The organism is Thalassospira sp. Z349TD_5, from assembly GCF_056173045.1.
The window spans coordinates 1807121-1829823 of record NZ_CM149654.1; the positions used below are offsets into that span (position 1 = coordinate 1807121).

The 22703-nt window shown below is 54.6% G+C and carries 25 protein-coding genes; 15 read left to right on the forward strand and 10 right to left on the reverse strand.

The genetic code is table 11. From position 1 onward, the window contains the following. Positions 1-185: 185 nt before the first annotated feature. Both AC0VXT_RS08105 and AC0VXT_RS08110 read right to left on the reverse strand, forming a co-directional pair. Positions 186-1418, reverse strand: coding sequence for a glycosyltransferase family protein (locus AC0VXT_RS08105; protein WP_475548232.1), 1233 nt, complete (start codon positions 1416-1418; stop codon positions 186-188). Next, positions 1411-2286, reverse strand: coding sequence for an HAD-IIB family hydrolase (locus AC0VXT_RS08110; RefSeq protein ID WP_475548233.1), 876 nt, complete (start codon positions 2284-2286; stop codon positions 1411-1413). The genes AC0VXT_RS08105 and AC0VXT_RS08110 overlap by 8 nt, the downstream gene beginning before the upstream one ends. Before the next feature lie 313 nt (positions 2287-2599). Here AC0VXT_RS08110 and AC0VXT_RS08115 point away from each other — a divergent pair, with 313 nt between their 5' ends. The 4 genes from AC0VXT_RS08115 (at position 2600) to AC0VXT_RS08130 (ending at position 6378) form a co-directional block, all read left to right on the forward strand. After that, positions 2600-3421 (forward strand): substrate-binding periplasmic protein, encoded by an 822-nt coding sequence (locus tag AC0VXT_RS08115; RefSeq protein ID WP_475548234.1) that lies wholly within the window; start codon positions 2600-2602, stop codon positions 3419-3421. A gap of 221 nt (positions 3422-3642) precedes the next feature. Further along, positions 3643-4809 carry a 4-hydroxybenzoate 3-monooxygenase gene (pobA, locus tag AC0VXT_RS08120; protein ID WP_475548235.1) on the forward strand — a complete coding sequence of 389 codons (1167 nt, stop codon included), beginning with the start codon at positions 3643-3645 and terminating at the stop codon, positions 4807-4809. 781 nt (positions 4810-5590) lie between these two features. After that, entirely contained in the window at positions 5591-5884 is a 294-nt protein-coding gene (locus AC0VXT_RS08125; RefSeq protein WP_022732526.1) for an ElaB/YgaM/YqjD family protein, read from the forward strand. Beyond that, entirely contained in the window at positions 5881-6378 is a 498-nt protein-coding gene (locus tag AC0VXT_RS08130; RefSeq protein ID WP_475548236.1) for a hypothetical protein, read from the forward strand. The genes AC0VXT_RS08125 and AC0VXT_RS08130 overlap by 4 nt, the downstream gene beginning before the upstream one ends. A gap of 46 nt (positions 6379-6424) precedes the next feature. On the opposite strand, the gene hpt is transcribed toward AC0VXT_RS08130, so the two are convergent. Both hpt and AC0VXT_RS08140 read right to left on the reverse strand, forming a co-directional pair. Beyond that, positions 6425-6961, reverse strand: a complete 537-nt coding sequence (gene hpt, locus AC0VXT_RS08135; RefSeq protein WP_101300838.1) for a hypoxanthine phosphoribosyltransferase — start codon at positions 6959-6961, stop codon at positions 6425-6427. A gap of 204 nt (positions 6962-7165) precedes the next feature. Further along, on the reverse strand, positions 7166-7888 hold the full coding sequence (locus AC0VXT_RS08140) for a glutathione S-transferase (RefSeq protein ID WP_475548237.1): 723 nt from the start codon (positions 7886-7888) through the stop codon (positions 7166-7168). Positions 7889-8234: 346 nt separating this feature from the next. On the opposite strand from AC0VXT_RS08140, the gene AC0VXT_RS08145 reads away from it, so the two are divergent. The 3 genes from AC0VXT_RS08145 to AC0VXT_RS08155 all read left to right on the forward strand — a co-directional run bounded on the left by AC0VXT_RS08145 (position 8235) and on the right by AC0VXT_RS08155 (position 10830). Beyond that, positions 8235-8453, forward strand: coding sequence for a DUF3126 family protein (locus AC0VXT_RS08145; RefSeq protein ID WP_022732516.1), 219 nt, complete (start codon positions 8235-8237; stop codon positions 8451-8453). Positions 8454-8756: 303 nt separating this feature from the next. Next, positions 8757-9953, forward strand: a complete 1197-nt coding sequence (gene fdhA / locus AC0VXT_RS08150) for a formaldehyde dehydrogenase, glutathione-independent (RefSeq protein WP_475548238.1) — start codon at positions 8757-8759, stop codon at positions 9951-9953. A 217-nt stretch (positions 9954-10170) separates the two neighbouring features. Then, on the forward strand, positions 10171-10830 hold the full coding sequence (locus AC0VXT_RS08155; protein WP_475548239.1) for a hypothetical protein: 660 nt from the start codon (positions 10171-10173) through the stop codon (positions 10828-10830). Positions 10831-10936: 106 nt separating this feature from the next. On the opposite strand, the gene AC0VXT_RS08160 is transcribed toward AC0VXT_RS08155, so the two are convergent. The 4 genes from AC0VXT_RS08160 to AC0VXT_RS08175 form a co-directional block, all read right to left on the reverse strand. Next, the gene (locus AC0VXT_RS08160; protein ID WP_475548240.1) at positions 10937-11719 is read right to left on the reverse strand and encodes a siderophore-interacting protein; all 783 of its coding nucleotides are present in this window, start codon (positions 11717-11719) and stop codon (positions 10937-10939) included. A gap of 26 nt (positions 11720-11745) precedes the next feature. Continuing rightward, complete coding sequence (locus tag AC0VXT_RS08165) at positions 11746-12258, reverse strand: MarR family winged helix-turn-helix transcriptional regulator (protein ID WP_475548241.1); 513 nt, start codon at positions 12256-12258, stop codon at positions 11746-11748. 10 nt (positions 12259-12268) lie between these two features. After that, a complete protein-coding gene (locus AC0VXT_RS08170; RefSeq protein ID WP_475548242.1) occupies positions 12269-13678 on the reverse strand; it encodes an MFS transporter in 1410 nt (469 codons plus the stop codon). Between the two features lie 277 nt (positions 13679-13955). Continuing rightward, positions 13956-14627 (reverse strand): class I SAM-dependent DNA methyltransferase, encoded by a 672-nt coding sequence (locus AC0VXT_RS08175; RefSeq protein ID WP_475548243.1) that lies wholly within the window; start codon positions 14625-14627, stop codon positions 13956-13958. Between the two features lie 167 nt (positions 14628-14794). On the opposite strand from AC0VXT_RS08175, the gene AC0VXT_RS08180 reads away from it, so the two are divergent. The 3 genes from AC0VXT_RS08180 to AC0VXT_RS08190 all read left to right on the forward strand — a co-directional run bounded on the left by AC0VXT_RS08180 (position 14795) and on the right by AC0VXT_RS08190 (position 15726). Further along, complete coding sequence (locus AC0VXT_RS08180; RefSeq protein WP_475548244.1) at positions 14795-14989, forward strand: hypothetical protein; 195 nt, start codon at positions 14795-14797, stop codon at positions 14987-14989. 85 nt (positions 14990-15074) lie between these two features. Further along, positions 15075-15332 (forward strand): type II toxin-antitoxin system RelE family toxin, encoded by a 258-nt coding sequence (locus tag AC0VXT_RS08185; RefSeq protein ID WP_475548245.1) that lies wholly within the window; start codon positions 15075-15077, stop codon positions 15330-15332. Positions 15333-15342: 10 nt separating this feature from the next. After that, complete coding sequence (locus AC0VXT_RS08190; protein ID WP_475548246.1) at positions 15343-15726, forward strand: helix-turn-helix transcriptional regulator; 384 nt, start codon at positions 15343-15345, stop codon at positions 15724-15726. Between the two features lie 56 nt (positions 15727-15782). Here AC0VXT_RS08190 and AC0VXT_RS08195 read toward each other — a convergent pair whose 3' ends face one another. Further along, complete coding sequence (locus AC0VXT_RS08195; protein WP_475548247.1) at positions 15783-16712, reverse strand: DUF4238 domain-containing protein; 930 nt, start codon at positions 16710-16712, stop codon at positions 15783-15785. Positions 16713-16738: 26 nt separating this feature from the next. Next, positions 16739-17953 (reverse strand): TIGR03862 family flavoprotein, encoded by a 1215-nt coding sequence (locus AC0VXT_RS08200; RefSeq protein ID WP_475548248.1) that lies wholly within the window; start codon positions 17951-17953, stop codon positions 16739-16741. Positions 17954-18160: 207 nt separating this feature from the next. Between AC0VXT_RS08200 and AC0VXT_RS08205 the strand changes: the two genes are divergently transcribed. The 5 genes from AC0VXT_RS08205 (at position 18161) to AC0VXT_RS08225 (ending at position 22602) form a co-directional block, all read left to right on the forward strand. Continuing rightward, positions 18161-19201 (forward strand): DDE-type integrase/transposase/recombinase, encoded by a 1041-nt coding sequence (locus AC0VXT_RS08205; protein WP_475548249.1) that lies wholly within the window; start codon positions 18161-18163, stop codon positions 19199-19201. Positions 19202-19287: 86 nt separating this feature from the next. Continuing rightward, a complete protein-coding gene (locus tag AC0VXT_RS08210; RefSeq protein ID WP_475548250.1) occupies positions 19288-20349 on the forward strand; it encodes an ABC transporter substrate-binding protein in 1062 nt (353 codons plus the stop codon). Between the two features lie 83 nt (positions 20350-20432). Beyond that, positions 20433-21206, forward strand: coding sequence for an ABC transporter ATP-binding protein (locus AC0VXT_RS08215; RefSeq protein ID WP_475548251.1), 774 nt, complete (start codon positions 20433-20435; stop codon positions 21204-21206). Continuing rightward, positions 21196-22005, forward strand: coding sequence for an ABC transporter permease (locus tag AC0VXT_RS08220; protein WP_475548252.1), 810 nt, complete (start codon positions 21196-21198; stop codon positions 22003-22005). The genes AC0VXT_RS08215 and AC0VXT_RS08220 overlap by 11 nt, the downstream gene beginning before the upstream one ends. Before the next feature lie 84 nt (positions 22006-22089). After that, a complete protein-coding gene (locus tag AC0VXT_RS08225; protein WP_475548253.1) occupies positions 22090-22602 on the forward strand; it encodes a host attachment protein in 513 nt (170 codons plus the stop codon). Positions 22603-22703: the final 101 nt, after the last annotated feature.

Sequence of the window (22703 nt, forward strand, 5' to 3'; positions counted from 1 at the left end):
AAATTAATTTGTTTTTTATAATTAAACTTAAGGTTGCCTCAGTCTCAATAGAGAGGCAAGTAGTTATTGGGTGTTTGTTCGGGAAAGTGGGAAACGTGATGTTGATTCCACTGACCAATAAAAGGGGCAGCCCATGGTAATGTAACGGGCTGCCCCTAGTATTTTTCTTTGTGTAAGGCAGTGGTTCAGGACTTGCCGATGTCCATGTCATTCAGATCATCTTCAACCGCACTTGAAAGATGCTCAAAGATGTCGCCCATGGCACTTTCAACCCGCTGCCAGCTTGGGATGAAGGGGCTTTCGAGCGGATTGTCCAGATAGTGCTGACCGGCACTGATGATGACTTCGGACAATACCTCGACACATTTTTCTTCTTCGTCGCGGTTGATCTTAAGACCGTTAAACATGGCGTCTGCCCGGTATTGCTCGATCAAATCAAGCGCCATGCGGTAATAGGTTGCCTTGAGCGTTCTGAAGGTTTCGTGCGAGAAAATTGTGCCCTGTGTGGCCAGTTTACGAAACAGCGATTTGGCAATGTCGCTTGCCATGCGCGACAGGCCGTCATCTTTTTGCGCCGGGTCAAAATCGCGGTGCTTATGATCATAGATATCGGCGATATCGACCTGGGCCAGACGGTGGACCGTATGGTTGCGATACATTTCCGAAAGCATCGAAACTTCAAGCCCCCAGTCGGATGCCACCCGCAGGCCATAGGCAACATCGGTGCGGATGGCGATTTCGCCTGACAGGGAATAGCGAAATGAGTCCATGTAATTAAGGAAATCGGTTTTGCCGATCACTTGTTTCAGCGCACGAATAAGCGGGGTGACAAACAGGCGGCAGACCCGGCCCTTGAGCGTGCCATTGGCAACGCGGGCGTAATATCCCTTGGCAAAGGCGAAGTTAAACGCCGGATTGGCAATTGGGTACATCAGTTTGGCCGGAAGGTCCGGGGTATAGGTCGCGATGTCGCAATCATGAATGCCGATGACGGAACTGCGGCCCGATGCCAGTGTATAGCCCATGCAGTACCAGACATTGCGACCCTTGCCCGGCTCATAACGCGCCAGATCAAATTCGGCCAGCCGGTCATGCACGCCGCGCAGGCGCGGGCCATCATTCCACAGAATGCGCACATGTTGCGGCAGGTCTTTGAAAAATTCGCGGGCATGGAGGTATTGCTGCGCATTGGCGCGATCAAGACCGACGACTATCTGATCAATATAGGTGGCTTGTTTAAGCCCCTCGACAATGGTGGTCATGGCCGGGGTTTCAAGTTCCGAATAGAGGCACGGCAGGATCAGGGTTTGACGCCGTTGCCGGGCAAAGGCGCTCATTTCATAGGCGAGTTCTTCGGGGTTGCGGTCAAGAATGCGGTGCAGCGTCGTGATCGGGCCGCCCTGATGGAAATCAGCCATGAAGTACCTCGCTTTTCTTATTGGTATTGATGATTTGATCAAGAATGGACTGCAGTGCCGCGTTCCAGCCTTCCGGGCCGGGATAGGGCGCAATCCGAAGGTCGGAATGTGTCAAAAGCGGTTCGGAGCGGATGCCGCGCTTGGGCGGGATTTGTACCGCAATATCGGCCGCGGCCAGCATCGGGATATCATTGGCAGAATCGCCCAGTGCAATTGTGGTGATGGCGGTATTGGTGGCATGGGTGTCGCCATCGTGATCGTGATCGTGATCGCCATCGCCATCACCCAGTCTTCCCGAGACCACAAGGCGTTCAAGCATCCGCTTCATCGCCGCCCCCTTGTTTGACGGGCCACACAGGGTATGGAACCGACCGCCTTTGACCAGCTTTAGCGAAAACTGGCTGGCGATGTCAGTCGCGATGTCAATGTCCTGTTCGCTTGGTTGCCAGATCAACGGGTCGGAGCAATGGCGTTGCCCGGCCCGGATGGCATCATCAAGCGTCAGCCCGGTTTCTGTGGCAATCATTTCTGGCGGGACGGTGCGAAAGCTGCCCAATGGGACATTCACGGCGGCGATGATCGCGTCGCGGGCGGAATCAATGGTTTGCGATGATGGACCGGGTTGTTCAACTTCGCCATCCAGTGAGATGACCCCGCCATTTTCGCCAATCAAGCCGTCAAACAGGCCGTAGTTCATCTGAATATGGTCAAGCTCGGCAAGGGTTTTTGACGACACGGCGATCAAGGGGATCGAGAGCGATCTTATGCGTTCTATGGCCGGGCGGGCCGCATCCCAGCGATAGTCGTCATGATCAAGCAGGGTGCCGTCAAGATCGGTAAAGATGGCGATGGTGCGTGTTTGTTGCATCGTCCCGTTCTGTTGCGGTTTTTCAAACTGTCGGGTGACCGTTAACGCGCGGTCAGAACAGCAGCTTAGCACAGCGATTGTGGCAGTGCGACAGTCGGAAGGTTAAATTTTATGCAAGATGTTGTTTTGATGAAAAATAATGCGTATTGCGGTAGGGTTGATTGTATCGGCATGGTTGGTTCTATTCGCTTTAAAATGCCGACACTACGACCCATATATTTTACAGGTTACACCCAGGTGACGGGGTGCCGTGACAGCGCATGGAATACTCCGTCGGGCCGGTCATAGATGCCATAACAGTTGGGGACCGTTGATGATGTTGAGACGCTGGCTTCTGGCTGTCGTGATGTGTGCCGGGAGCCTTTGCAGTGCGACACAGGATGTTCGCGCCGAAGATGGCAAGCCTGCGTCCCCCTTGGCGTCCGAGGTTGTTTTCGCTGTGGGGGAATGGGCCCCGATGATTGGCGAAAATATCGAAAATTTCGGTATTCATTCCAAGCGGGTGATGGATGTTTTCAGGGCCATGGGATATCGGGTTCGTCTTGAATTCCTGCCGTGGCAGCGTGCGTCTGAGCAAACCCGGCAAGGCGATTATGTCGGGACATTTTCATGGCTGTCGACGGCGGACCGGGCCGATGTGTTTTATATTCCCGATCACCCGATTGCGCGTGCCTATCAAAAGGCGTTTTACAAAAAATCACGGTTTCCGGGCGGGTTGAATCTTTCGTCCCTGCGCGATATCGCGATACTCGGCCTGCGTCCGGTTGGCGTGGGGTCTTATTGGTATGAGCAAGCCTATCAACGGCTGGGACTTGATGCCGATATCGTCACCAACCCGGAATCCGCATGGCGGTTCCTCAATGCCGGGCGGGCTGATGTCTTTGTTGAAGAAGAACAAGTCGGGCGTTCGGATATGGTGCATTTCCTTGGGGCAGAGGCCGCCACGCTTTACGGTGCGTCAGAACCGATAAAAACAGACGACATGTTTATCCTGTTTTCACGCCAACATCCTGACGGCAAACGGTTTGCGGAAGAGTTCGACCGCTATATGGCGTCCGATGACGGGCAGGAATTGTGCCATAAATGGCATGCATGTCTTGCGTCAGTTCACGCCCCGTCAACAGGCGACAGATGACCGGTTGTTGATGTTGTGTTGCAAATCGGGACGTTGGCCGGTGTGGAACCATTTTGGGTGTGACGTATAACTTCGGCGTCATAGATGTTCGATTTGTCCAATTATTATCCCGGTTTGTCCATTCTGCCCGTTGGCCAACAGGCGTAGTATTTCCGCAATAGAATTGTTCTTGTTCCATTCAAGCAGGAACAGAAAAACAATGATCTTGTGAGGAAATCGCCATGCATGTTCCTGTCATCATTATCGGGTCCGGCCCGGCCGGGTTGCTGTTGTCGCATCTGTTGCATGTGCAGGGCATTTCATCGGTGATCCTTGAACGCAAAAGCCGCGACTATGTCGAAGGCCGCATTCGGGCGGGCGTTCTGGAGATGGGGACGGTTGGCCTGATGGAACGGGTTGGCGTTGATGCGCGGATGAAAAAAGAAGGCATCATCCATGGCGGCATCTATATCAGCCTGAACGGCAAACGCACCCATGTGAACATCGAAGAACTGACCGGTGGGTCAACCGTGATGGTCTATGGCCAGACCGAAGTCACCAAGGACCTGATTGCCGCGCGCCTTGCCCATGGCGGCGAGATTGTTTTTGAGGCCGAAGACGTCAGCCTGCAGGGTATCGACGGCGACAAGCCGCGTGTCCGGTACGTTAAAGACGGCAATATGGTCGAGATGACCTGCGATTACGTTGCGGCATGCGACGGGTTCCATGGTGTTGGCCGCAAAACGATGCCGGGCGTGAAAGAGCTTGAAAAAGTTTATCCGTTTGGCTGGCTGGGTATTCTGGCGCATGCCAAACCGGTTGCCGATGAGCTGATCTATGCCAAGCATGACCGTGGGTTTGCATTGTGTTCGATGCGATCAGAAACCGTTGTGCGCCATTATGTGCAGGTGCCCAGTTCCGATAAGATCGAAGACTGGTCCGATGACCGTTTCTGGTACGAGTTGCGTACCCGGCTTGGCGAAGAAGACGCAGAACTGGTCAATGAGGGCGAGGTGTTTGAAAAAAGCATCGCGCCGCTGCGCAGCTTTGTCGCCGAACCGATGCAGCACGGGCGGCTTTTCCTTGCGGGTGATGCGGCCCATATCGTGCCGCCAACCGGGGCCAAGGGACTGAACCTGGCGGCGAGTGACGTGCATTACCTGTCAGAAGCGCTGATTGCGAAATACAAGAACAATCGATCTGATCTGCTTGAAAGCTATTCCGATACGGCTTTAGCGCGGGTGTGGAAGGCAGAGCGGTTTTCGTGGTGGATGACCTCGATGCTGCATACCTTTGACGATCACAACCAGTTTGAAGGCCGCATTCGTGAGGCTGAATTGCAGTATATCCTGTCGTCAAAAGCAGGATTGACCACCCTGTCGGAAAATTACGTTGGTTTGCCTTACTAGGGCCTGAACCCAATTGAATGCTTGAAATGGTCGCGAGGAATTTGTGCGGATATCAGGAGCATTACCGCAGCAAGGCTCGCTGCCTTGCAAGGTGATGCGACACAATAGCCCGTGCAAATTCCTCCGATCCAAAGGACATCAGAGCAAGCTGCGGCCTGCTGCGTCAATCCCCTTGCCCGGGGCACCACCCCGCGCGGCGGAGATTTCCTGGCATGTCTTGCTTGTTCTGATGCCATTTTAAACATTCAATTGGGTTCAGGCCCTAAGTAACGGGGATACCCACCCCCGAGGGGCATTCATATGCTCCATTCCGCCCAGAATTTCCGATAGGGTAGAGCGTGTTGCTTTTAATCTGCGCCATTTTGTTTGTTTTTGGCGACGTCTGGCAAGGCACAGCGTGCAGAGCGATGCGGCGCATCGGTTAAACGGTGTAACGTCGCGAAACGCCGCCAAAAACAAACCCTGCGGGCCGGGACAGCCTTCCGCCCCGCAGCGTCAAGGCCCTTGACCGTAGCCCTCTACGCTCTGCAGCCCTTTCCTTGCAGGACAGAAGGCTGCCTCCGGCAAAACGGTGCAGATTAAATGCAGCACGCTCTAGAGAACGGCCCGCCTCCCACGCGGGCCGTTTTGTCTTTGTATGGCGCGGATTTCTGCGTGATTGATGAAATGTACAGGCCGGTTTTCATCATTGCCCGCAAAATATCACAATTGAATGTGGAACTGATTGGCGGGCTAGCACGTTAGGTGTGTGTTGCTGTTTTCAAGACAACAGGAGAAAACCATGGTGACCAAGACCGAGACGACTGCTGAGAATGCCAAACTTCAGGCCGATGTCGATGCACTTCGCAAAGATCTGGCTGAAGTGACCAAGACCCTGAAGACGATGGGTAGCGATGCGGCACATAGCCGAACGCAGGCCGCAGCAGAACGCATCCGCGAGGTGTCCGGTCAGGCGCGTGACCAGTTTGATCATGCGCGCGACGCAGCCGTGGATCATGTCCGCGACCGTCCGCTGGCCTCTGTCGCCCTGACATTTGGTGTGGGCATGCTGATTGGTCGTCTGCTTCAGAAATGATCGATCAGTTAATTGATAAACTGACCGATCTGATAACTGATCTGGCAAAGGCCGCAGCCGCAAGGCTTGCGGTTTTTGCCGTGATCGGCCTTACCTTTCTGATCGGGATCGGCTTTTTGCTGGCAGCGGCCTTTATGGCCGTGGCGGCAAAATTTGGTGCGATTGCCGCAGCCGTTGCCTTTGGCGGCGGGTTGATTGTCATCGCACTGGTCGGGCTTGCCATTATGGCGCAACGCGATCCGGGTGAAGGCATTGCCAAACAGGCATCCGACGCACCGCAAAAAGCGGGGCGTAGCGAAGACGACGTGTTGTTTGATCTTTTGCTCCATGCGGCAACGACCGGCTTTGCGACCGGGCAGGGCAACAAGCCCCACATGCAAACCGGGTTCGATCAGATGATGACGGATCTGGAGGCGCTGGGCGTGTTTGACAGGCCAATGTCCAAGCCGGTGCAAGATACCGACCCAGATGAAGATACAAAAACGGCGGGATAGCATCAGCTTCCCGCCATTTTTTTAAGTCTTTGGAAGTTCTTCCGGCTTATTCGCCGTGGAAATGCACCGTGCCGATATAGGGCAGGTTGCGGTTGTTCTGGGCATAGTCAATGCCATAGCCAACCACGAATTCATCGGGAATATCAAAACCACAGAAGCCAATCGGAATTTCGACTTCGCGGCGCGACGGCTTATTCAAAAGCGTGCAAATTTCCAGACGGTTTGGATCGCGGGTGTTGAGCAGGCGGACGACTTCGGAAAGCGTGTATCCGGTATCAATGATGTCTTCGACCAGAAGCACATCCTTGCCCCGGATTTGACCATCAAGATCCTTGATGATGCGCACATTGCGCGAGCTTTCGGTGCTGTCGCCATAGCTTGACGCGACCATGAAATCAACTTCGACCGGGACGGTCAGTTTGCGGGCCAGATCGGCAATGAAAACAAAAGACCCGCGCAACAAGCCAACAACAATCAGCTTTTCGGTGTCTTTGAAACTTTCATTGATCCGGGCGGCAAGTGCATCAATCTTGGTGGCAATTTCGTCCGCCGTTATCAGCGGCTTGACATCGTAATCGGCCATAAATTCCGGTCCTGAAGCGTTATGATATGGTGTGCAGCTTGCTAGCATAGGGAGCGGTGCTTGACCAGCCTCTGAATGGTAACAGAAGTATAATCCCGACGTTTGGTGATCGTTTGTCGCGCCAAGGGCGAGGGAGTGCGCAGGGTTGCACGCATCGGTGCGATATCTTTGCTTAGATGGAAAGCGGTGTGCTGTTTTTAAAGATTACGCCGCTTTAAAAACAATCGGTGCGTCGCCTTCGTGCCACTGGTCGTATTTTACCATGGCGCCTTCAAAGAATCTTGAGGCCAGAAAGTCAGCCAGCCAGCGTTGGACATGGACAAACGGCATGGCATCAAACGCATCGCGGTCGGCATTGGCGAACTGGCGGACAAACGGGGCAATGGCAAAATCGGCCAGAGCCGGGCGCGATCCAAACAAATAGCGGCCAACGGCCAAGCGGCCATCCAGACGGTTGAGGATTTTTTCGGCATCGCGGCGGTGTTCGGCCGGATCGGCGTGCTCATACCGGGTATGGTATTTGTAGCGATCAAGGTGATGCTTGAACGGGCCGTCATTTTGCGCGATCAGGGCCAGCATATCATCGAGCGTGCCGCTTTCGGGTGTCATCCACTCATTGGGATCGTTTTCGACCAGGGCCCAGACCATGATTTCGAGGCTTTCGTCAATCACGGTGCCATCGGACTGGATCAGGACCGGCACGGTTGCCTTGGGGGACGCATCGATCATGGATTGGGGTTTGTCGCGCAACACAACTTCGCGCAGTTCGACGTCAATGCCAGCCGAGAGCAAGGCCATACGGGCGCGCATGGCATAGGGGCAGCGCCGGAAGCTATAGAGAACGGGCGGATTTGTCGCCGCGTTGCGGGCTTCGTCGGTGGCTTTGGCGTCGCTTTGGGCCGGGGTGGTTTGGTCAATCTCGGTCATATCTTCGGCTTAACGGCTGTGCTCTGGGATTGCAACTGCTTTGGGCGGATTTTGCCCCAAAGCACACCGGATGGGAAACGCAGATTGGAAATAATGCGCAAAGTTCCCTATGTTTGAGAAACGGGTCCAGCGTCGAAGATCGGACATATCCTGAAACAGCAGGCGGTAAAATTTGATCAAATCGGTCTTTTTTGCCGTCTCGGGCTTGATTTGCAGGGGTGGTTTGTGGAAGACAATGGGCACAAGATTTATACATCGCAGGATCGCTGCTGACGCCGGATGGCGCTTGCGATATTCTGCGGACGAACAGATGTAAGCCGACTGCAAAGAACAAGGGGCAAGTTCTATGACACCGACCGAAATTGCGCGCGTTACCGATTATCTGCGCCGCACCTTTGACAATAAACTCATCGCCATCGACCCGCCGAAGAAAAAAGGCTATCCGATCGAAATGCGTGTTGGCGATGAATTCGTCGGTGTCGTGCATCGTGACGAGGACGAAGGCGAAGTCAGCTATTCGCTGAATTTGGTCATTCTGGAAGAAGACCTGCCGCCGGCACCCTGATCAGAAGGGTTATCAGGCTGAATAAAAACGCCCCGTGCCAGAAACAGGCCGGGGCGTTTTTTGTTCGTTTTTTCCAAATGTCGCAAATGTTCTGAATTCAAGAGGATGTTTAGCGAACGGCGTTCAGTTCGTTTGACAAGGTATGGGGTGAGCCATACCGTTTTGATTGTGCATGGCGACAATTAAAAACGCTATGAGTTTGATTGGTGGCGAATACAAAAACAAAAAGTCCCAAGCAGCCCCAGACAGCCCAGGCGATACGCACAATCCTGAAAACAAATGTCAGGCGAGAGGAAACGAAAAATGAGTAATCCATCAAATCGTGGCGTGATCTATAAAGGTGCGGGGCAAGTGGCCATTGAGGCGATTGCCTTTCCTGAACTGGCGCTGGGCAACCGTAAATGCGAACACGGCGTCATTCTTAAAGTGATCACGACCAATATCTGTGGCAGTGACCAGCATATGGTGCGCGGCCGGACGACAGCAGAAGAAGGCCTTGTGCTGGGGCATGAGATCACCGGTGTGATCATTGAAACCGGTCGGGATGTTGAATTCCTGAAAGTCGGGGATGTGTGTTCGGTGCCGTTTAACATTGCGTGCGGACGGTGCCGCAATTGTAAATCGGGTCTGACGGGCATTTGCCTGAATGTGAACCCGTCGCGCCCCGGTGCGGCATATGGCTATGTTGATATGGGCGGCTGGGTCGGTGGACAGGCCGAATATGTCATGGTGCCCTATGCCGACTTTAACCTTTTGAAATTCCCCGATGCCGATCAGGCGATGGAGAAAATCCGCGATTTGACGTTGCTGTCCGATATTTTCCCGACCGGGTTCCATGGCTGTGTCACCGCCGGGGTTGGGCCGGGGACAACGGTTTATATCGCAGGTGCCGGGCCGGTGGGACTGGCAGCGGCGGCATCGGCCCACCTTCTGGGGGCGGCCTGTGTTGTGGTTGGCGACATGATTGATGATCGTCTGGCACAGGCAAGAAGCTTTGGCTGTGAGACCATCGATCTGAAACAGGAAGGGCCGATGGAAGACAAGCTTGAAGCCATTCTGGGCGACCGGGAAGTGGATTGCTTTGTCGATTGCGTCGGGTTTGAGGCGCATGGCTGTGGCTGTAACCATGGTCATGAAGCCCCCGCAACGGTGCTTAACTCCGCCATGCAAATCACCCGTGCGGGTGGTCAGATCGGTATTCCGGGTTTGTATGTGACCGAAGATCCCGGTGCGGTCGATGATGCGGCCAAGCACGGTGCGCTGAGCATGCGGTTTGGCCTTGCCTGGGCGAAATCACATTCGCTGCATACCGGTCAGTGCCCGGTGATGAAATATCACCGCAACCTGATGCAGGCGATTTTGTTTGAAAAGATCGACATCGCCAAGGCGGTCAATGTGCAGATGATCAACCTTGATCAGGCACCCAAGGGCTATGCCGATTTTGACGGCGGGGCGGCGAAGAAATTCGTCATTGACCCGCATGGGAGCGTTGCGGCCTGATCTGGTATCAAGGTCTTGCGATCTATGATCTTAACACCCCGGTCTTTGGCCGGGGTGTTTTGCGTTGCGGGCCGGACCAAAGCCAAAGTCAACGCCAAGGCCAACGCCAACGCCAACGCGGGCGTTAAACCGGGGGTGTGGAACCAAAACCAGTGTGGAGGCGTTGAGATATAGGTTGGCAGAGCATGCCGTTGGATTAAGCCGGTAAAGGACGCACATGGGTTCGTGGATTGAACAACACGCGACATTGCTTCAGGTCGGGGTCAGTGTGGCCACGCTGCTGGTCTGGGTTTTTTATGCGCAATTGCTGTTTCAAAGCTATCGCCGGGTCCGTCGCCCGAAAATCGTGATTAATCAGATGCTGGGCAATTCCAACGAAGCCCGTTTTCTGATCAGCAACATGAGTCAGGAAGCCATCCATATCGACAAGGTGCTGGTGTGTATGGGAAGCGGGGAGGAGCGGGTTTGTGAGCAGGTGACCGATGCCGACCCGGAGCGGGATTCACACGGGAACGAGCAGAAATCCATGCTGTCGGCCCGGCTGGACGAAGTGACGGTTCAAGGGCCGCTTGGGTCGGGGAAATGCATTGAGCTGGGCGCGTTTGCGCATTTGCTCAATCGTATCTGGCGTCGGGCAGAGATGAACAACAGTGCGGACGGGATTTCGCGCAGCAATGCGATTGAAACCGGCGATGCGTGCCGTGTCGAGATCATCGTGATCGCCGTCTATAGTTCCGAAAAGGGCGTGGTCGGTGCCAGCCGGGCCTTTTGGCGCAAAGAGGACGGCGCGTTGAGCCCCGAAAACGTCCAAACCACCCAGCATGCCGGCTTTTTCGCCCGTCGCCGTATGGCGCGGCTGCATGCGCAGTACGTTTGACGGGAACGGATGTTTACCCGGTAGCATTATGGCAGACCCAAAATAATCGGGCCCCAACAAGGGGCCCGAATGGTTTTTGGAATTTGGGTGCCTGTTGTGGCGGGGTTTAGGCCGCGCTTTTGGCGTCTTCGGCCTTGATGGTTTTGTGGTTGTCTTCGTTCAGGCCCTGTTTCCAGTAGCTTGAAATATAAAGATCATCCTTGCCCAGATCACGATCATCGCGGAAATAGCTGCGCAGTTCCTTCATGGCGGTAAATTCACAGGCCGCCCATGCCGAAATCTGGCCTTCATGCCACGGCAGTTTTTTGACCACATCGACAAGGGCAGTGCTGTTGGTGCCCGGATGCGGGTTGATCACCCATTCGATGGTGATGTTGTCCGGTTTTGCCAATTCCTGCATGTCGGCTTCGGAATGGATTTCAATCACCGCATACCCGCGTGCATCCGCAGGCAGGATTTCAAGATTGACCGACACGGCCGGAAGGGCGGTCATGTCGCCGACAATCAGGAACCAGTCGGCGGTGGTATCGACCAGCTTTTTCGGGCCGGGGCCGCCGATGGTGATCATGTCACCGGGCTGGCAATTGACGGCCCAGTTTGAGGCTGGGCCACCGTGATCAGCGCCATCGTCACTGTCGCCGTGCATGACGAAATCAATGTCAACTTCGCGGCCCTGATCGGTCGTGCGGTCATGACGGATGGTGTAGGTCCGGCGCAAAACGCGGTCCTTTTCATCGCCCTCAATCGGGAAGATCAGTTTGACATAGGCGCTTGCCTGATCGTCGGGGAAGCCTTCCATGCCGTCGCCGCCAAGGGTGACGCGCAGCATGTCGGGGGTGACATATTTTTTGCCGATCACGGTCAGGTCGCGTGGGGCAGGTTTACTCATTTTGGTGCTCCTTGGTCCATTGGGATTTATTCGTCCGGCTGGACCGTTTTCTTGCAATTGGGGTTTTCCAGATTGTCGGCCATCAGATTGGCGATTTCGACAAATGTCTGGATCTGCTGTGGCGTAAGCCCGCGCGTCATTCGGGTTCTGACGTCTTGTTCGACACTGCGAAATTCGGTCATCAGTGTGTCACCGGCGGGCGTCAAATGCAGGGTCTGGCTGCGTCGATCTTCGGGATGGGGCCGTCTTTCGATCAGGCCCTCGTTTTCGATTTCTTTGATAAGCCGGGTGATGCGGCCTTTGTCCTGACCGGATTTTTCGGCCATTTGCTGGGCGGTGATGCCCGGCAGCTTGATGATCCATTTCAGCACGCGCTTGTGCGACATCGGCATCGGCATATCTGCGGCCTGCATCGCATTCATGGTCGTGCGTTTATAGGCATGGATCAACCGATGCAGGGTTTCGCCGGGAACATGTGCCGGATCGTTTGGGGTGGTTGAGGCGTTTGGCGCGGTTGGGGCGTTTGGGTCGGTTTTCATGGTCCTGTCCTTACATGCCCGCCGGGCGTGTGATCCATCCGGTCCGAAGGGCATGGCGACGCCCTTCGCAGATGATGGCCGAAAGCAGTGCCGCACCGGCCGCAAAGCTCATGATCGTGTGCAGTTCAAACGACCCGCTGGTGCCAATCAGGATGGCAGCCGTGGCCGCCCCAATTGATTGCCCGGTCAGACGGGCGGTGGACAACATCCCACTGGCCCCACCGGAACGATCACGCGGGGCGGAGGTCAGCATCAGGCGATTGTTGGGGGCCTGAAACAGGCCAAAGCCAACCCCACACAGTGCCAGCGCGGTAATCATTTCGCCGTAACTTCCCGCCGTTGACACCAGTGTGGTGGCATAAAGCCCGCAGGCAAACAGCGCCATGCCCATGCCGGTCAGGCGGATTGGCGAATATTTATCGGCCAGCCGTCCGGCAACCGGGGCGGCAATGGCGGTGGCAAGCGGCCATGGGGTCATCAAAAGTCCTGTGACGGTCGCGCTATATCCCAACACATCATGGAAATAGAACGGGAGTGCGACGAACGCAATCATCTGGGCGCAAAAACCACAGACAGATGATCCGATGGAACAGGCAAAGACCGGCAGGCGTAATAAATCAATCGGCAACATCGGGCGGTCTTTGGACAATTGGTGACGCACCAGGGCCACGCCCGCCAGAATGGCAATGGCAAATTGCGCGGTGATCAGGGCCGGGTGGCTTTGCGTCCCGACATTGCCAAGGGCGGAAATCAGGCCACCAAAGGCAAAGACGTTTAACAGCGCACTGATGACATCAAACCGGGTGCGGGTCGGGTGGGTAAACGGCAGGGCGAAATAGCCAATGACAATCGCCAGAATGGAAATCGGCACATTGATCAAAAACAGCCAGTGCCAGCCTGCGACCGCCAGAATACCAGAGGCAATCGTCGGCCCGGCAGCGGCCAAGACCGACACCGTCATCGCGATCCAGCCAATGGCGCGGCCGAGTTTGGCCTGCGGGAAGATGTGGCGCATGACGGCCCCATTGATGCTCATCAACGCCGCCCCGCCAAGGCCCTGTAACACGCGGGCCGCGGTCAGAAACTCGATATTGGGGGCGATGGCACAAAGGCCCGATGCAACGCCAAAAATCGCAATGCCACTCAGGTAAACCTTGCGAAAGCCAATGGCTTCGCCAAGGGCGGCAAGCGGGAGCAGGGAGACAACAATCGCCAACTGATAGGCGGTGACGACCCAGATCGCATGGGCCGGTGATACCCCCTGATCCTGTGCGATGGTTGGAAGCGCGACATTCATGATCGTGCCATCCAGCACGGCCATGGTGATGGTCAATAACACGGCGGCGGCGGCAAGGATGTTGCGCGGGGCGGGCAGGCCGTCCGGGTAGACCGTGGGGGAAACGCGGAGCAAAGAGGGCATGGGGCAAGATCGCTTTCGTGGTGGCACCGGGCGTTGGTGGCGCGAGGGGTGCAAATGGTAAATGGTCTGTGATGCGGAGCGGTTTTGGGGCAGGGCCGCAAACGTGGGGCGCTTGGACACTGGGGGATAAACACACCGCCACAACTGGTTGACATAATCAACTACCTAAAAATGGTTGATCTTGTCAACTATAAAAGTGCGAATGGATCGCATTTATGGCGTGGGGTGTTCCAGGTTTTGGGTGGGAAATGTGATGTAGGGGGCTGATATCGCGGGATTATTTCACGCGGTAGACATCATAGAAAACATGCGTCTTATCGCCGAAATCCTTATGGTTCGGCAGATAGGGCATTGGGTCGGAATGCGATATTTGTTCCCAGAGTCCCGCACGCGTGGTGGCGGTCAGGACCATAACAAAGGTCTCGTCATACAGATCGGCGCGGTGGGTGAAGCTGACGATGCCGCCGCGTTTGACCACGCGGCAAAACTCGGCCATCAGTTTGCGTTTTTCGCGCACATAGGTGAGCGTCCCAATGCATTGCACGGCGGCAAAACCATTGTCGCCAAAGGCCAGCGGCTTGTTCATGTCGCGCTTTTTAAGGTGGCGATAGACGCCCTTGGCCTCGGCGGCTTGCAGTGATTCCAGCGATAAATCAATCCCGGTGAGGTCGGTATATCCGGCGCGTGCCAGTTCCTGCCCGGTCAGGCCGGTGCCACATCCGGCATCCAAAATCGGGGCATCAAACGCGATATCCTGTGCGACCATGATGGCGGCCGCACGCACTGGTGCGTCATAGCCCATCTTGGGCAAATCGGCGTCATAGCTTTCGGCCCATTTATCGTAATAGGCCGCCAGACTTTGCGGATCGGCATCCGTCATGCGGGTCAGTTCAGATGCGCTATCGGAAATATCATGACGATTGGCATCGCCATTACTGGCGTCGACCATGGTTCTTGCCTCGCTGTTTTTGCTTTTGGAGTGTTTGGCTCGGGAGCGGGCATTAAGGCACAGGCCGCGCATGAATGCAAATTGGTCCTGCCCTTGTGGGTAGTATTCGCGCATCGGTTTGGCGCGTATCATCATAGAAACATATTGGAATATACAGGGGAGGACGGATGATGAAAGTGATGATGATTTTGGTGATTGGTGCCGTGTTTGCACTTGGTGCAGACCCGGTGCCGGTTCATGCGGCAGGCGGCTTATCCGTGACGGATCAGATGGTTGAGCATGGCGGCGGCTGCCGCAAAAGCTCCCCGCCCGGTCAGTGTTGCCATATGGATAACAAGGCGGGTTCGGTGCATTGTCATTAGGTATGGTGGTATGGGGCGGTGTCCGAAATTTCTTTTCATTTGTTTGTCTAAATGTTATTAAAAGTTTGCATTGAAAGGGCGGGAAATGTTGCAGGTTGTCTATGCAAGAGAAGCCCGTAAGGCGCTGCGCAAAATACCGAAAAAGATACGTGACGGCATCACGGGAAAAATAGACCTGATCGCGCAAAACTCGCATCGCACCGATCTGGATATAAAGCCACTCAAAGGTGTTGCAGCATGCAGGTTACGTGTTGGCCAGTACCGTGTGATCTATACCGAGGACGGCGTCATTCTTGATGTGCTGAAAGTTGGTCCGCGTGGTGACGTTTACGACAAGCTTTAGGAGACTGGCGATGAATGCGCCCCACCAGATTATTTACAAAGACGAAAAACCCGAATTTGCCGTTGTGCCGTGGGATGAATATGTGCGGGTTTTCCGCCCCAGCGAGGACGACCTTGACGCGATGGCCTTGCAGCAGGCGCTTGCGAATGATGATGGCGTTCGCTTTCCTGCGGCAGTGATTCATCGCCTTAGTGCAGGTGAGAACCCGGTGCGGGTTTATCGTGAGCATTACGATCTAACGCAGGAAGAATTGGGGGCAAAGGTCGGTGTGACCGGAACCTATATCGGAACCATCGAACGTGGTGCCCGCCCGCTGTCAAAGAAACTGGCGATGAAAATTGCGGCAGTCTTTAGAGTTGATGCGGATGAATTGGAGCCTTGGTCGCAAGAGTGAGGTTTTGAGGGAGCTGATGGAGGGTGGAAAATAAATCTGTCCCTTTTTTCTTTTCCTCAGATGTTAGAAAAAAGAGGAGACTTGGGGTCTACAACTGGCAACTTGCGTTTGTGTGCAAGTTGTTCAGCTAGGCTGGCGTATCGACGCGTCGAAAAATTGTTCTCAATCAGTCTATGATGGGCCTCGTTATAAGAGAAAATGGAATGAACAGCGTGTTGAGCTGTGAGTTTGTTCAGAGATTTGACCAATCTATCAGAGGGGCGGTTTTTTAAGAAATCTATGGTCCGTTTTGAATTTGCTGCAACGAATATTCTGTAGCGTCCGATTGGGATCATCAGGAACGCTTCCTTCGATTCAAAGTTTCCAGTCAAGTATATTGGGTTGTCAGAAGTTAGGAGGTCATATCGTGATTTTTCTGTATTTATTATTTCCCACGACATTCCCATTATGAATGAAGTCATTGATTTGTTTCGGATTACGTTTTTTATTATTTGATATGTTTCTTGATCAACGTCTTCTTCGCGAATTTTTATCAATTCGCCGATTTGATAGCTTGATAAACTTGGACCAAAATCATTTATTAAATCGGATGTGATCTTGCCCTTTCTTTGTACCCATTCTGTACGAACAACATTTTCTATTTGTAGAATGTCTTGGGGAAGCCTCAGCTGCTGAACTACGATGAACTGAGACCATGCCATCTTGTACTTTTCGGATAAGTTAGTGCAGCTGTCCAATATTTCCATTTTTTTTAAAGATTTAGCAGCTAAGTCGTCAATGCTTTTCATCAGTTGTATTTCGAGTGGACCATATAAGTTGTACTGATATCCAACAAGACTTGGTGGTTTGCGATCAGAAACGATCTTGGTCCCGTAAGGGCGATAATAACGCAGTAACTTACTATCGCTATCGGTCCACCGAGACGAATAGAAAATTGGTACATAATGATGGTTCTTAGGACTGCTCAAAATTAAACTTTCAATCAACTATCTTTTGTCCAGTTTAATATCTTTTATGTTCCTAAGCACCCCGTCAATAAATACCCCCCTGTCGGTGCTTCCCAATCAACCATCTCGCCCACGCAGTAGGTGCTGGGGCGTTTTTTGAGTTGGAAAGTTTCGTCGAGTTCTTCCCATGCGACGCCGCCAGCGGTGCTGATGGCCTCGTCGATTGGGCGGGGTTTGGTGATTTTGATCGGGAGGGCCTTGATCGCGGTGGCGAGTTTGGTGGGGTCGTTCAGGGTTTCGCGTGAGGTGACTTCGAAAATCAGGGCGGTTTTGGTGGCGTCGAGGCCCAGCGTTTTGCGTAAATGGTTGCCTATGGAGTTTTTGCCGCGCGGTTTAGCGAGGCGGGTGGTGACGTCGTTGACTGTGCGGTCGGGGGCGAGGTCAAGGGTGAGGGTGGCGTCCCCGGTTTCAAGCCATTGATCGCGCAAAGGTGCCGAGATGGCATAGACCGCGCTGCCTTCGATCCCGGTTTTGGAAATGACGAATTCGCCGCGCACGGTTTGGGTGCCGCAGGTGAGCGTGACGGGTTTGACGGGATGGCCAGCGCATTTGTCGATGAGATGATCGGTCCAGTTGACGTCAAAGCCGCAATTGGCCGGTTTGAACGGGGTGCATGTGATCCCGGCGTTTTGCAGGATATCCATCCATTTGCCGTCTGATCCCAGCCGTTTCCAGCTTCCGCCGCCCAAGGCCAGCACGGTGATGTCGGCCGTGGCGGTGGTTTCGCCATTTGTCGGGCTGTCGGGGGTTTTGAAAACCGCCTGATCGGCGTCGTTCCAGCCGGTCCAATAGTGGCGATAGTGGATTTTACAGCCCAAACCATCCAAGCGTTTGAGCCATGCGCGCAAAAGCGGGCTTGCCTTCATCGCGGTGGGGAACACCCGGCCCGACGACCCGACAAAGGTTTCAATCCCAAGTCCCGTACACCAGTCGCGGATTTGGGCGGGGCCAAATTTTCTAAGGTGCGGTTCGAGGCGTTCGCGCGATGCGCCGTAGCGGCTCAGGAACGTTTCCAAATCTTCGCTGTGGGTGATGTTGAGGCCCGATTTCCCGGCCATCAGGAATTTGCGCCCGGCACTGGGCATGCCTTCATACAATGTCACCGCATATCCTTCGCTCGCCAACCGTTCGGCGGCCATCAGCCCGGCGGGACCTGCACCAATGATCATGGCGGTTTTGCCGTTGGGGGTTGGGGCGGATGTCGGGGATTGTTCTGGCATGATTGGCCTTGTGTGCGGGTGAAGGTGGTGTGCTGGTTTTATCGCGTTTCGGGTGGGGTGGCAATTTGTGTGGGTGTTTTGGGTGTGGGGTGCGGGGTGTGGAGCTTGTGGGGCGAGATTCCCGCCTGCGTGTTTTATTTCGGATGATTGGTTGTATAGTGATAGTGTAGAAAGAGGCATGGCTTATCTCAAGAAGAGGGCTGTATCATGGATCTGAAGCTGCATGCCAATGCCACCACAACGCCACGCACGCGCGCCTACATTCAAGCAAGCAGTGCTTCCGTTGCCGAACTGGCCGTGGAACTCGGCGTAAGCGCGACCACCATCCGACGATGGAAAGGCCGGGCCGATGTTGAAGATCACTCGCATCGCCCAAAACGGATCCAGACGCGCTTTGACGCTTGCGAGGAAGAAATCGCCGTTGAACTACGCTCGCGGCTTGGCTTGTCCATTGACGATATTCTGGAAGTCATGCACCGCTGTGTGCGGGCCGACATCTCGCGCTCGTCTTTACATCGCTGCCTCAAACGCCATGGCGTCTCTGGCAGGCCTGCAGCCCCTAAACAGGTGTCGCAGACTTTCGAGCCGGTGGCGTTTGGCTATGTCCATGCCGATCTCAAACATCTGACCCGGATCGGCGGGCGACCGGCCTACGTCTTTGTTGCCATCGAACGCGTGACAAGCTTCGCTCATGTCGAGATCGTCCAGGACCGAAGTGCAGAAACCATTGCGGCCTGCCTTGGGCGCTTCCTTGATGCCTTTGGCTATCCTGTTCACACCGTTCTGACGGATAACGGTTCGGAATTCACCGACCGGTTTGGCGGCGCTTATTGGACAACGCGCAACAAAGGAACCGGAAAGCACGCTTTTGACAAAGTCTGCGCCGCACACGGGATCAAGCACAAGCTGACCCGTCCCTATCGACCACAGACCAATGGCAAGGTCGAGCGTTTCAACCGTCGCCTCGGCGAAGCCCTCGCAAACGCCCCCGCAAACGGGAAAAATGCCGGGCGCAATCGATTCTCAACTCACGCCGAACGAAACGATTTCATAAGAACCTTCATCGACAACTATAACAGAACACGATTGAGATCCCTCGGTTACAAGGCTCCTTTGGAAGCACTTCTTAATCTCACGGGACACAACACGCAGGCGGGAATCTGGTGCCGGGCGTTCCACTGCCGGGTGAAATATCGTTTCATGCTGATTGCCTGTTTGGGGCAAAACCCGCCAATTTTCATGCAATAGACGCTAAACATTGGCAATTTGGCGCTTAATCGGCTACCAAAATTGCGAACACATAAATGAACAAAAAATGGTTTTGAGGAGGAAACATGCGTTCACATGATTTGATGCGCGGGGCCATGCAGGCGACCCGTCGTTCGGTGCTGGCGGTTGCCCTTGGTGCGGCTGTGTTGGGAGCGGGTGCGGCAAGTGCGGCAGAGAAAATCAATATTGCCGCGCTGACATTCGTTTCAAGTTCGCCGTTGTTCATTGCCAAGGAAAAGGGCTATTTCGCCGACGAAGGGCTTGATGCGGAAATTACGTTTTTCCGGTCGGCCCAGCCGGTTGCGGTGGCGATTGCATCGGGGGATGCTGATTTTGGCGTGACCGCCTTCACGGGCGGGTTCTTTAACCTTGCGGGCAAGGGTGCGCTTAAGGTGATTGGCGCGCAGCTTCATGAAGATGTCGGCTATGATGGATCGGCGATTTTGGCGTCGAACAAGGCGTTTGAGGCTGGTTTGACATCGGTTGATCAGCTGGGCGGGCATAGCTTTGCGCTGTCGCAAGTTGGATCGAGCTTCCACTACATGATTGGCAATGTGGCGGAAAAGGCCGGTGTGGACCTTGAGAGCATGGAGCTTAAGCCGCTTCAGTCCGTGCCCAACATGATTGGTGCGCTTAAAAGCGGGCAGGTCGATAGCATGATCATTGTGCCGCACATTGCAAAGCCGCTGGCCAATGCCGGGGCCGCACACATCATTGGCTGGGTGAAGGATTATGTGCCTTATCAGGTTGGTGGTCTGTTTACATCGGCGCGCAATGTTGAAGAACGCCGCGATGTGGTCGAGAAATTCGTGCGCGCCTATCAAAAAGGTGTGGCTGATTACCGGGCGGGGCTTTTGGCAACCGACGGTGACGGCAAGCTTGTGAAAAGTGACACGACCGACGAGATTCTTGAGATCGTGCATAAGTATGTCTATAGCGACGATCCGGCTGAAAAGGCCTATCCGAAAATCCGCAATGGCGCGATGTTCATCACCGAGGACGGCAAGCTTGATGTCGAGGACGTCAAAGCGCAGGTCAAATGGTATCAGGAGCGTGGGTATGTTTCGGCCGATGCCAACCCGGATGAGTTCATCGACACCAGCTTTATCGCACTGCTGGGTCAGTAAGATCATCTGATTTTAAGCCGGGCCGAAGCGACATGCCTTCGGGCCGGTTGTTATTTTTTTAGTCCTTTTAAAAAGAGAGCGCGATGCGCCTTCATATCAAGAATGTCAGTCACAGCTATGATCAGGTCGAAGCATTGCGCGACATTGATTTTGGCATTGAACCGGGTGAGGTCGTGGCCCTGATCGGGCCGTCGGGCTGTGGAAAATCGACGTTATTGTCGATTATTGGCGGGTTGTTGAAGCCGACCGGCGGGGAGGTCCTGATGTGTGATCAGGCAAAGCCCGAGGGGTGTTTGAACCCGCTGACCTATGTTTTTCAGGACTTTGCGCTTTTGCCGTGGCGCACGGTTGCGGGCAATATCAGTCTGGTGCTCGAAGACCATGCATTATCCAAGTCCGAACGTGATGACCGCATTGCCGAGGTTTTGGCGCAAACCAATCTTTCGGATTTTGCCGATGCGTACCCCAAGCAGCTTTCGGGGGGTATGAAGCAGCGGGTGGGGATTGCGCGCGCGTTGGCGGTGCGGCCCGCAGTCTTGTTGATGGATGAGCCATTATCCGCCCTTGATGCGCAGACGCGGATTTTATTGCTTGATGAGTTTTCCGACATGTTTGCGCGCACCGGCATGACGGCGGTGTATGTGACGCATAACCTGAATGAAGCGGTGCGGCTGGCCCATAAGGTGGTGGCATTGCGCCGGCGTCCGGGCACGATCAAGGAAATTCATGACATTGACGTGCCGATCAAGGATCGGGTTGAGGGCATGCCCGAATTAATCGCGCATGAGCAGGCCCTTTGGGCGTTGATCCGCGATGAGGCAATTGCGGCCGACAAGGAGCTTGACCATGTCGCGTGATGTTGAGCAGGGCGCACCTGCATCACTGGTGCGGTTCCGGGCGACGGGGTTTAACCCGAAATCCAATCCGGTGGCGGCATGGGCCAGCTTTGTGGTGGTGATTGCGCTTTGGCAATTGGGATCAAGCACCGGGTTTATTTCCGAACTTGCGATGCCAAGCCCGGTTGCGGTGGCCAAGGCCCTTTGGCAGTTGATTGTGTCGGGTGATCTTTGGTTGCACCTTGGTGCGTCGTTGCAGCGCCTTGTCGGTGGCTGGATCATGGGGACGGTGGCCGGGTTGATCGTCGGTTTTCTGGTTGGGATGTTTACATGGGCCAGATCGCCCGGTGTGGCTCTGGTGTCGGCCCTGTTTCCGATCCCGAAAATCGCGCTGTTGCCGTTGTTTATCATCTGGTTTGGCATTGGCGAGCCATCGAAATTTGCCACCATTGCCTTTGGCGTGTTTTTCCCGACCGTGATCAATACGTTTGGCGGGGTCGATAATGTGCAGCGCAACCTGATCCGCATGGGGCAAAGCTTTGATTTGCCGATGACCTCGGTGGTGCGCAAGATCATCTTGCCGGGCGCGCTTCCAACCATATTGTCGGGTTTTCGCATTTCATCGTCGATTGCGATTATCTTGCTGATTGCCGCCGAGATGATTGGCGCGCAATACGGGATTGGCGCGCTTATTCTGGCGGCCGGGAACCTGTATCAGACCGATCAACTGATTGCCGGTGTGGTGGTGTTGTCCTTGATGGGATTGTGCGTTTCGTGGTTGCTGGGGCGGTTGGATCGCTGGCTTTTGGGCTGGCGTTAGACGCAACGACATTCCGCGAAAGAGATCAAAGGGCCGGTCAGAGGATCGGCCCTTTTTGTTTTTCGGGGGATTGGCTGGAACATCATGGCGTTTGCGGGCGTTGGCGAGGTATCTGCAACAACGAATGGCAGGTTTGAAATGCCCCATAAAAACCAGTGGATCCTTGTCGCCGATGGTGGCCGCGCGCATGTGATTTCCGTTCGTCACGATGCCGAAGGCCGTCATCTGGAAACCGTTCATGAAATGATTGCCGATAATCGGTCAAGTTCGGACATTGCCAGTGACAAACCCGGTCGCGGTTTTGCCAACCCCGGCGGCAATCAGCAACGCCACGCCATGCCGCCAAGTACCGACCCGCATGAACATGCACAGGTCGAATTTGTTGATGATGTGATGTCGTACCTGACGGCCAAGCGTAACGACGGGAAGTTTGATAATCTGATTGTGGTGGCACCGCCAAAAATCATGGGCACGGTCCGCCAGAAAATGTCAAAGGCGGTTGAACTGACGGTTGAGGGTGAAATCACCAAGGATTTGACCAAGCTGCCGCTTAAGGATTTGCCAGAACATCTAAGCGGGACGGGTGGCTGGTTATAGGGCCATGTTGCGATAGCCCGGAATGCGAGAATGCGTCATTCCGGGTGCCGCACAGCGCAGACCCGGAAACCATAACGGGTTGAGATGACGTTATGGATTCC

Bases quoted from the DNA above. Each gene is read 5' to 3' on its own strand.
- AC0VXT_RS08105 (WP_475548232.1), bottom strand. From the start codon at position 1,418: ATGGCTGATTTCCATCAGGGCGGCCCGATCACGACGCTGCACCGCATT.
- AC0VXT_RS08110 (WP_475548233.1), bottom strand. From the start codon at position 2,286: ATGCAACAAACACGCACCATCGCCATCTTTACCGATCTTGACGGCACC.
- AC0VXT_RS08115 (WP_475548234.1), top strand. From the start codon at position 2,600: ATGATGTTGAGACGCTGGCTTCTGGCTGTCGTGATGTGTGCCGGGAGC.
- pobA (WP_475548235.1), top strand. From the start codon at position 3,643: ATGCATGTTCCTGTCATCATTATCGGGTCCGGCCCGGCCGGGTTGCTG.
- AC0VXT_RS08125 (WP_022732526.1), top strand. From the start codon at position 5,591: ATGGTGACCAAGACCGAGACGACTGCTGAGAATGCCAAACTTCAGGCC.
- AC0VXT_RS08130 (WP_475548236.1), top strand. From the start codon at position 5,881: ATGATCGATCAGTTAATTGATAAACTGACCGATCTGATAACTGATCTG.
- hpt (WP_101300838.1), bottom strand. From the start codon at position 6,961: ATGGCCGATTACGATGTCAAGCCGCTGATAACGGCGGACGAAATTGCC.
- AC0VXT_RS08140 (WP_475548237.1), bottom strand. From the start codon at position 7,888: ATGACCGAGATTGACCAAACCACCCCGGCCCAAAGCGACGCCAAAGCC.
- AC0VXT_RS08145 (WP_022732516.1), top strand. From the start codon at position 8,235: ATGACACCGACCGAAATTGCGCGCGTTACCGATTATCTGCGCCGCACC.
- fdhA (WP_475548238.1), top strand. From the start codon at position 8,757: ATGAGTAATCCATCAAATCGTGGCGTGATCTATAAAGGTGCGGGGCAA.
- AC0VXT_RS08155 (WP_475548239.1), top strand. From the start codon at position 10,171: ATGGGTTCGTGGATTGAACAACACGCGACATTGCTTCAGGTCGGGGTC.
- AC0VXT_RS08160 (WP_475548240.1), bottom strand. From the start codon at position 11,719: ATGAGTAAACCTGCCCCACGCGACCTGACCGTGATCGGCAAAAAATAT.
- AC0VXT_RS08165 (WP_475548241.1), bottom strand. From the start codon at position 12,258: ATGAAAACCGACCCAAACGCCCCAACCGCGCCAAACGCCTCAACCACC.
- AC0VXT_RS08170 (WP_475548242.1), bottom strand. From the start codon at position 13,678: ATGCCCTCTTTGCTCCGCGTTTCCCCCACGGTCTACCCGGACGGCCTG.
- AC0VXT_RS08175 (WP_475548243.1), bottom strand. From the start codon at position 14,627: ATGGTCGACGCCAGTAATGGCGATGCCAATCGTCATGATATTTCCGAT.
- AC0VXT_RS08180 (WP_475548244.1), top strand. From the start codon at position 14,795: ATGATGAAAGTGATGATGATTTTGGTGATTGGTGCCGTGTTTGCACTT.
- AC0VXT_RS08185 (WP_475548245.1), top strand. From the start codon at position 15,075: ATGTTGCAGGTTGTCTATGCAAGAGAAGCCCGTAAGGCGCTGCGCAAA.
- AC0VXT_RS08190 (WP_475548246.1), top strand. From the start codon at position 15,343: ATGAATGCGCCCCACCAGATTATTTACAAAGACGAAAAACCCGAATTT.
- AC0VXT_RS08200 (WP_475548248.1), bottom strand. From the start codon at position 17,953: ATGCCAGAACAATCCCCGACATCCGCCCCAACCCCCAACGGCAAAACC.
- AC0VXT_RS08205 (WP_475548249.1), top strand. From the start codon at position 18,161: ATGGATCTGAAGCTGCATGCCAATGCCACCACAACGCCACGCACGCGC.
- AC0VXT_RS08210 (WP_475548250.1), top strand. From the start codon at position 19,288: ATGCGTTCACATGATTTGATGCGCGGGGCCATGCAGGCGACCCGTCGT.
- AC0VXT_RS08215 (WP_475548251.1), top strand. From the start codon at position 20,433: ATGCGCCTTCATATCAAGAATGTCAGTCACAGCTATGATCAGGTCGAA.
- AC0VXT_RS08220 (WP_475548252.1), top strand. From the start codon at position 21,196: ATGTCGCGTGATGTTGAGCAGGGCGCACCTGCATCACTGGTGCGGTTC.
- AC0VXT_RS08225 (WP_475548253.1), top strand. From the start codon at position 22,090: ATGGCGTTTGCGGGCGTTGGCGAGGTATCTGCAACAACGAATGGCAGG.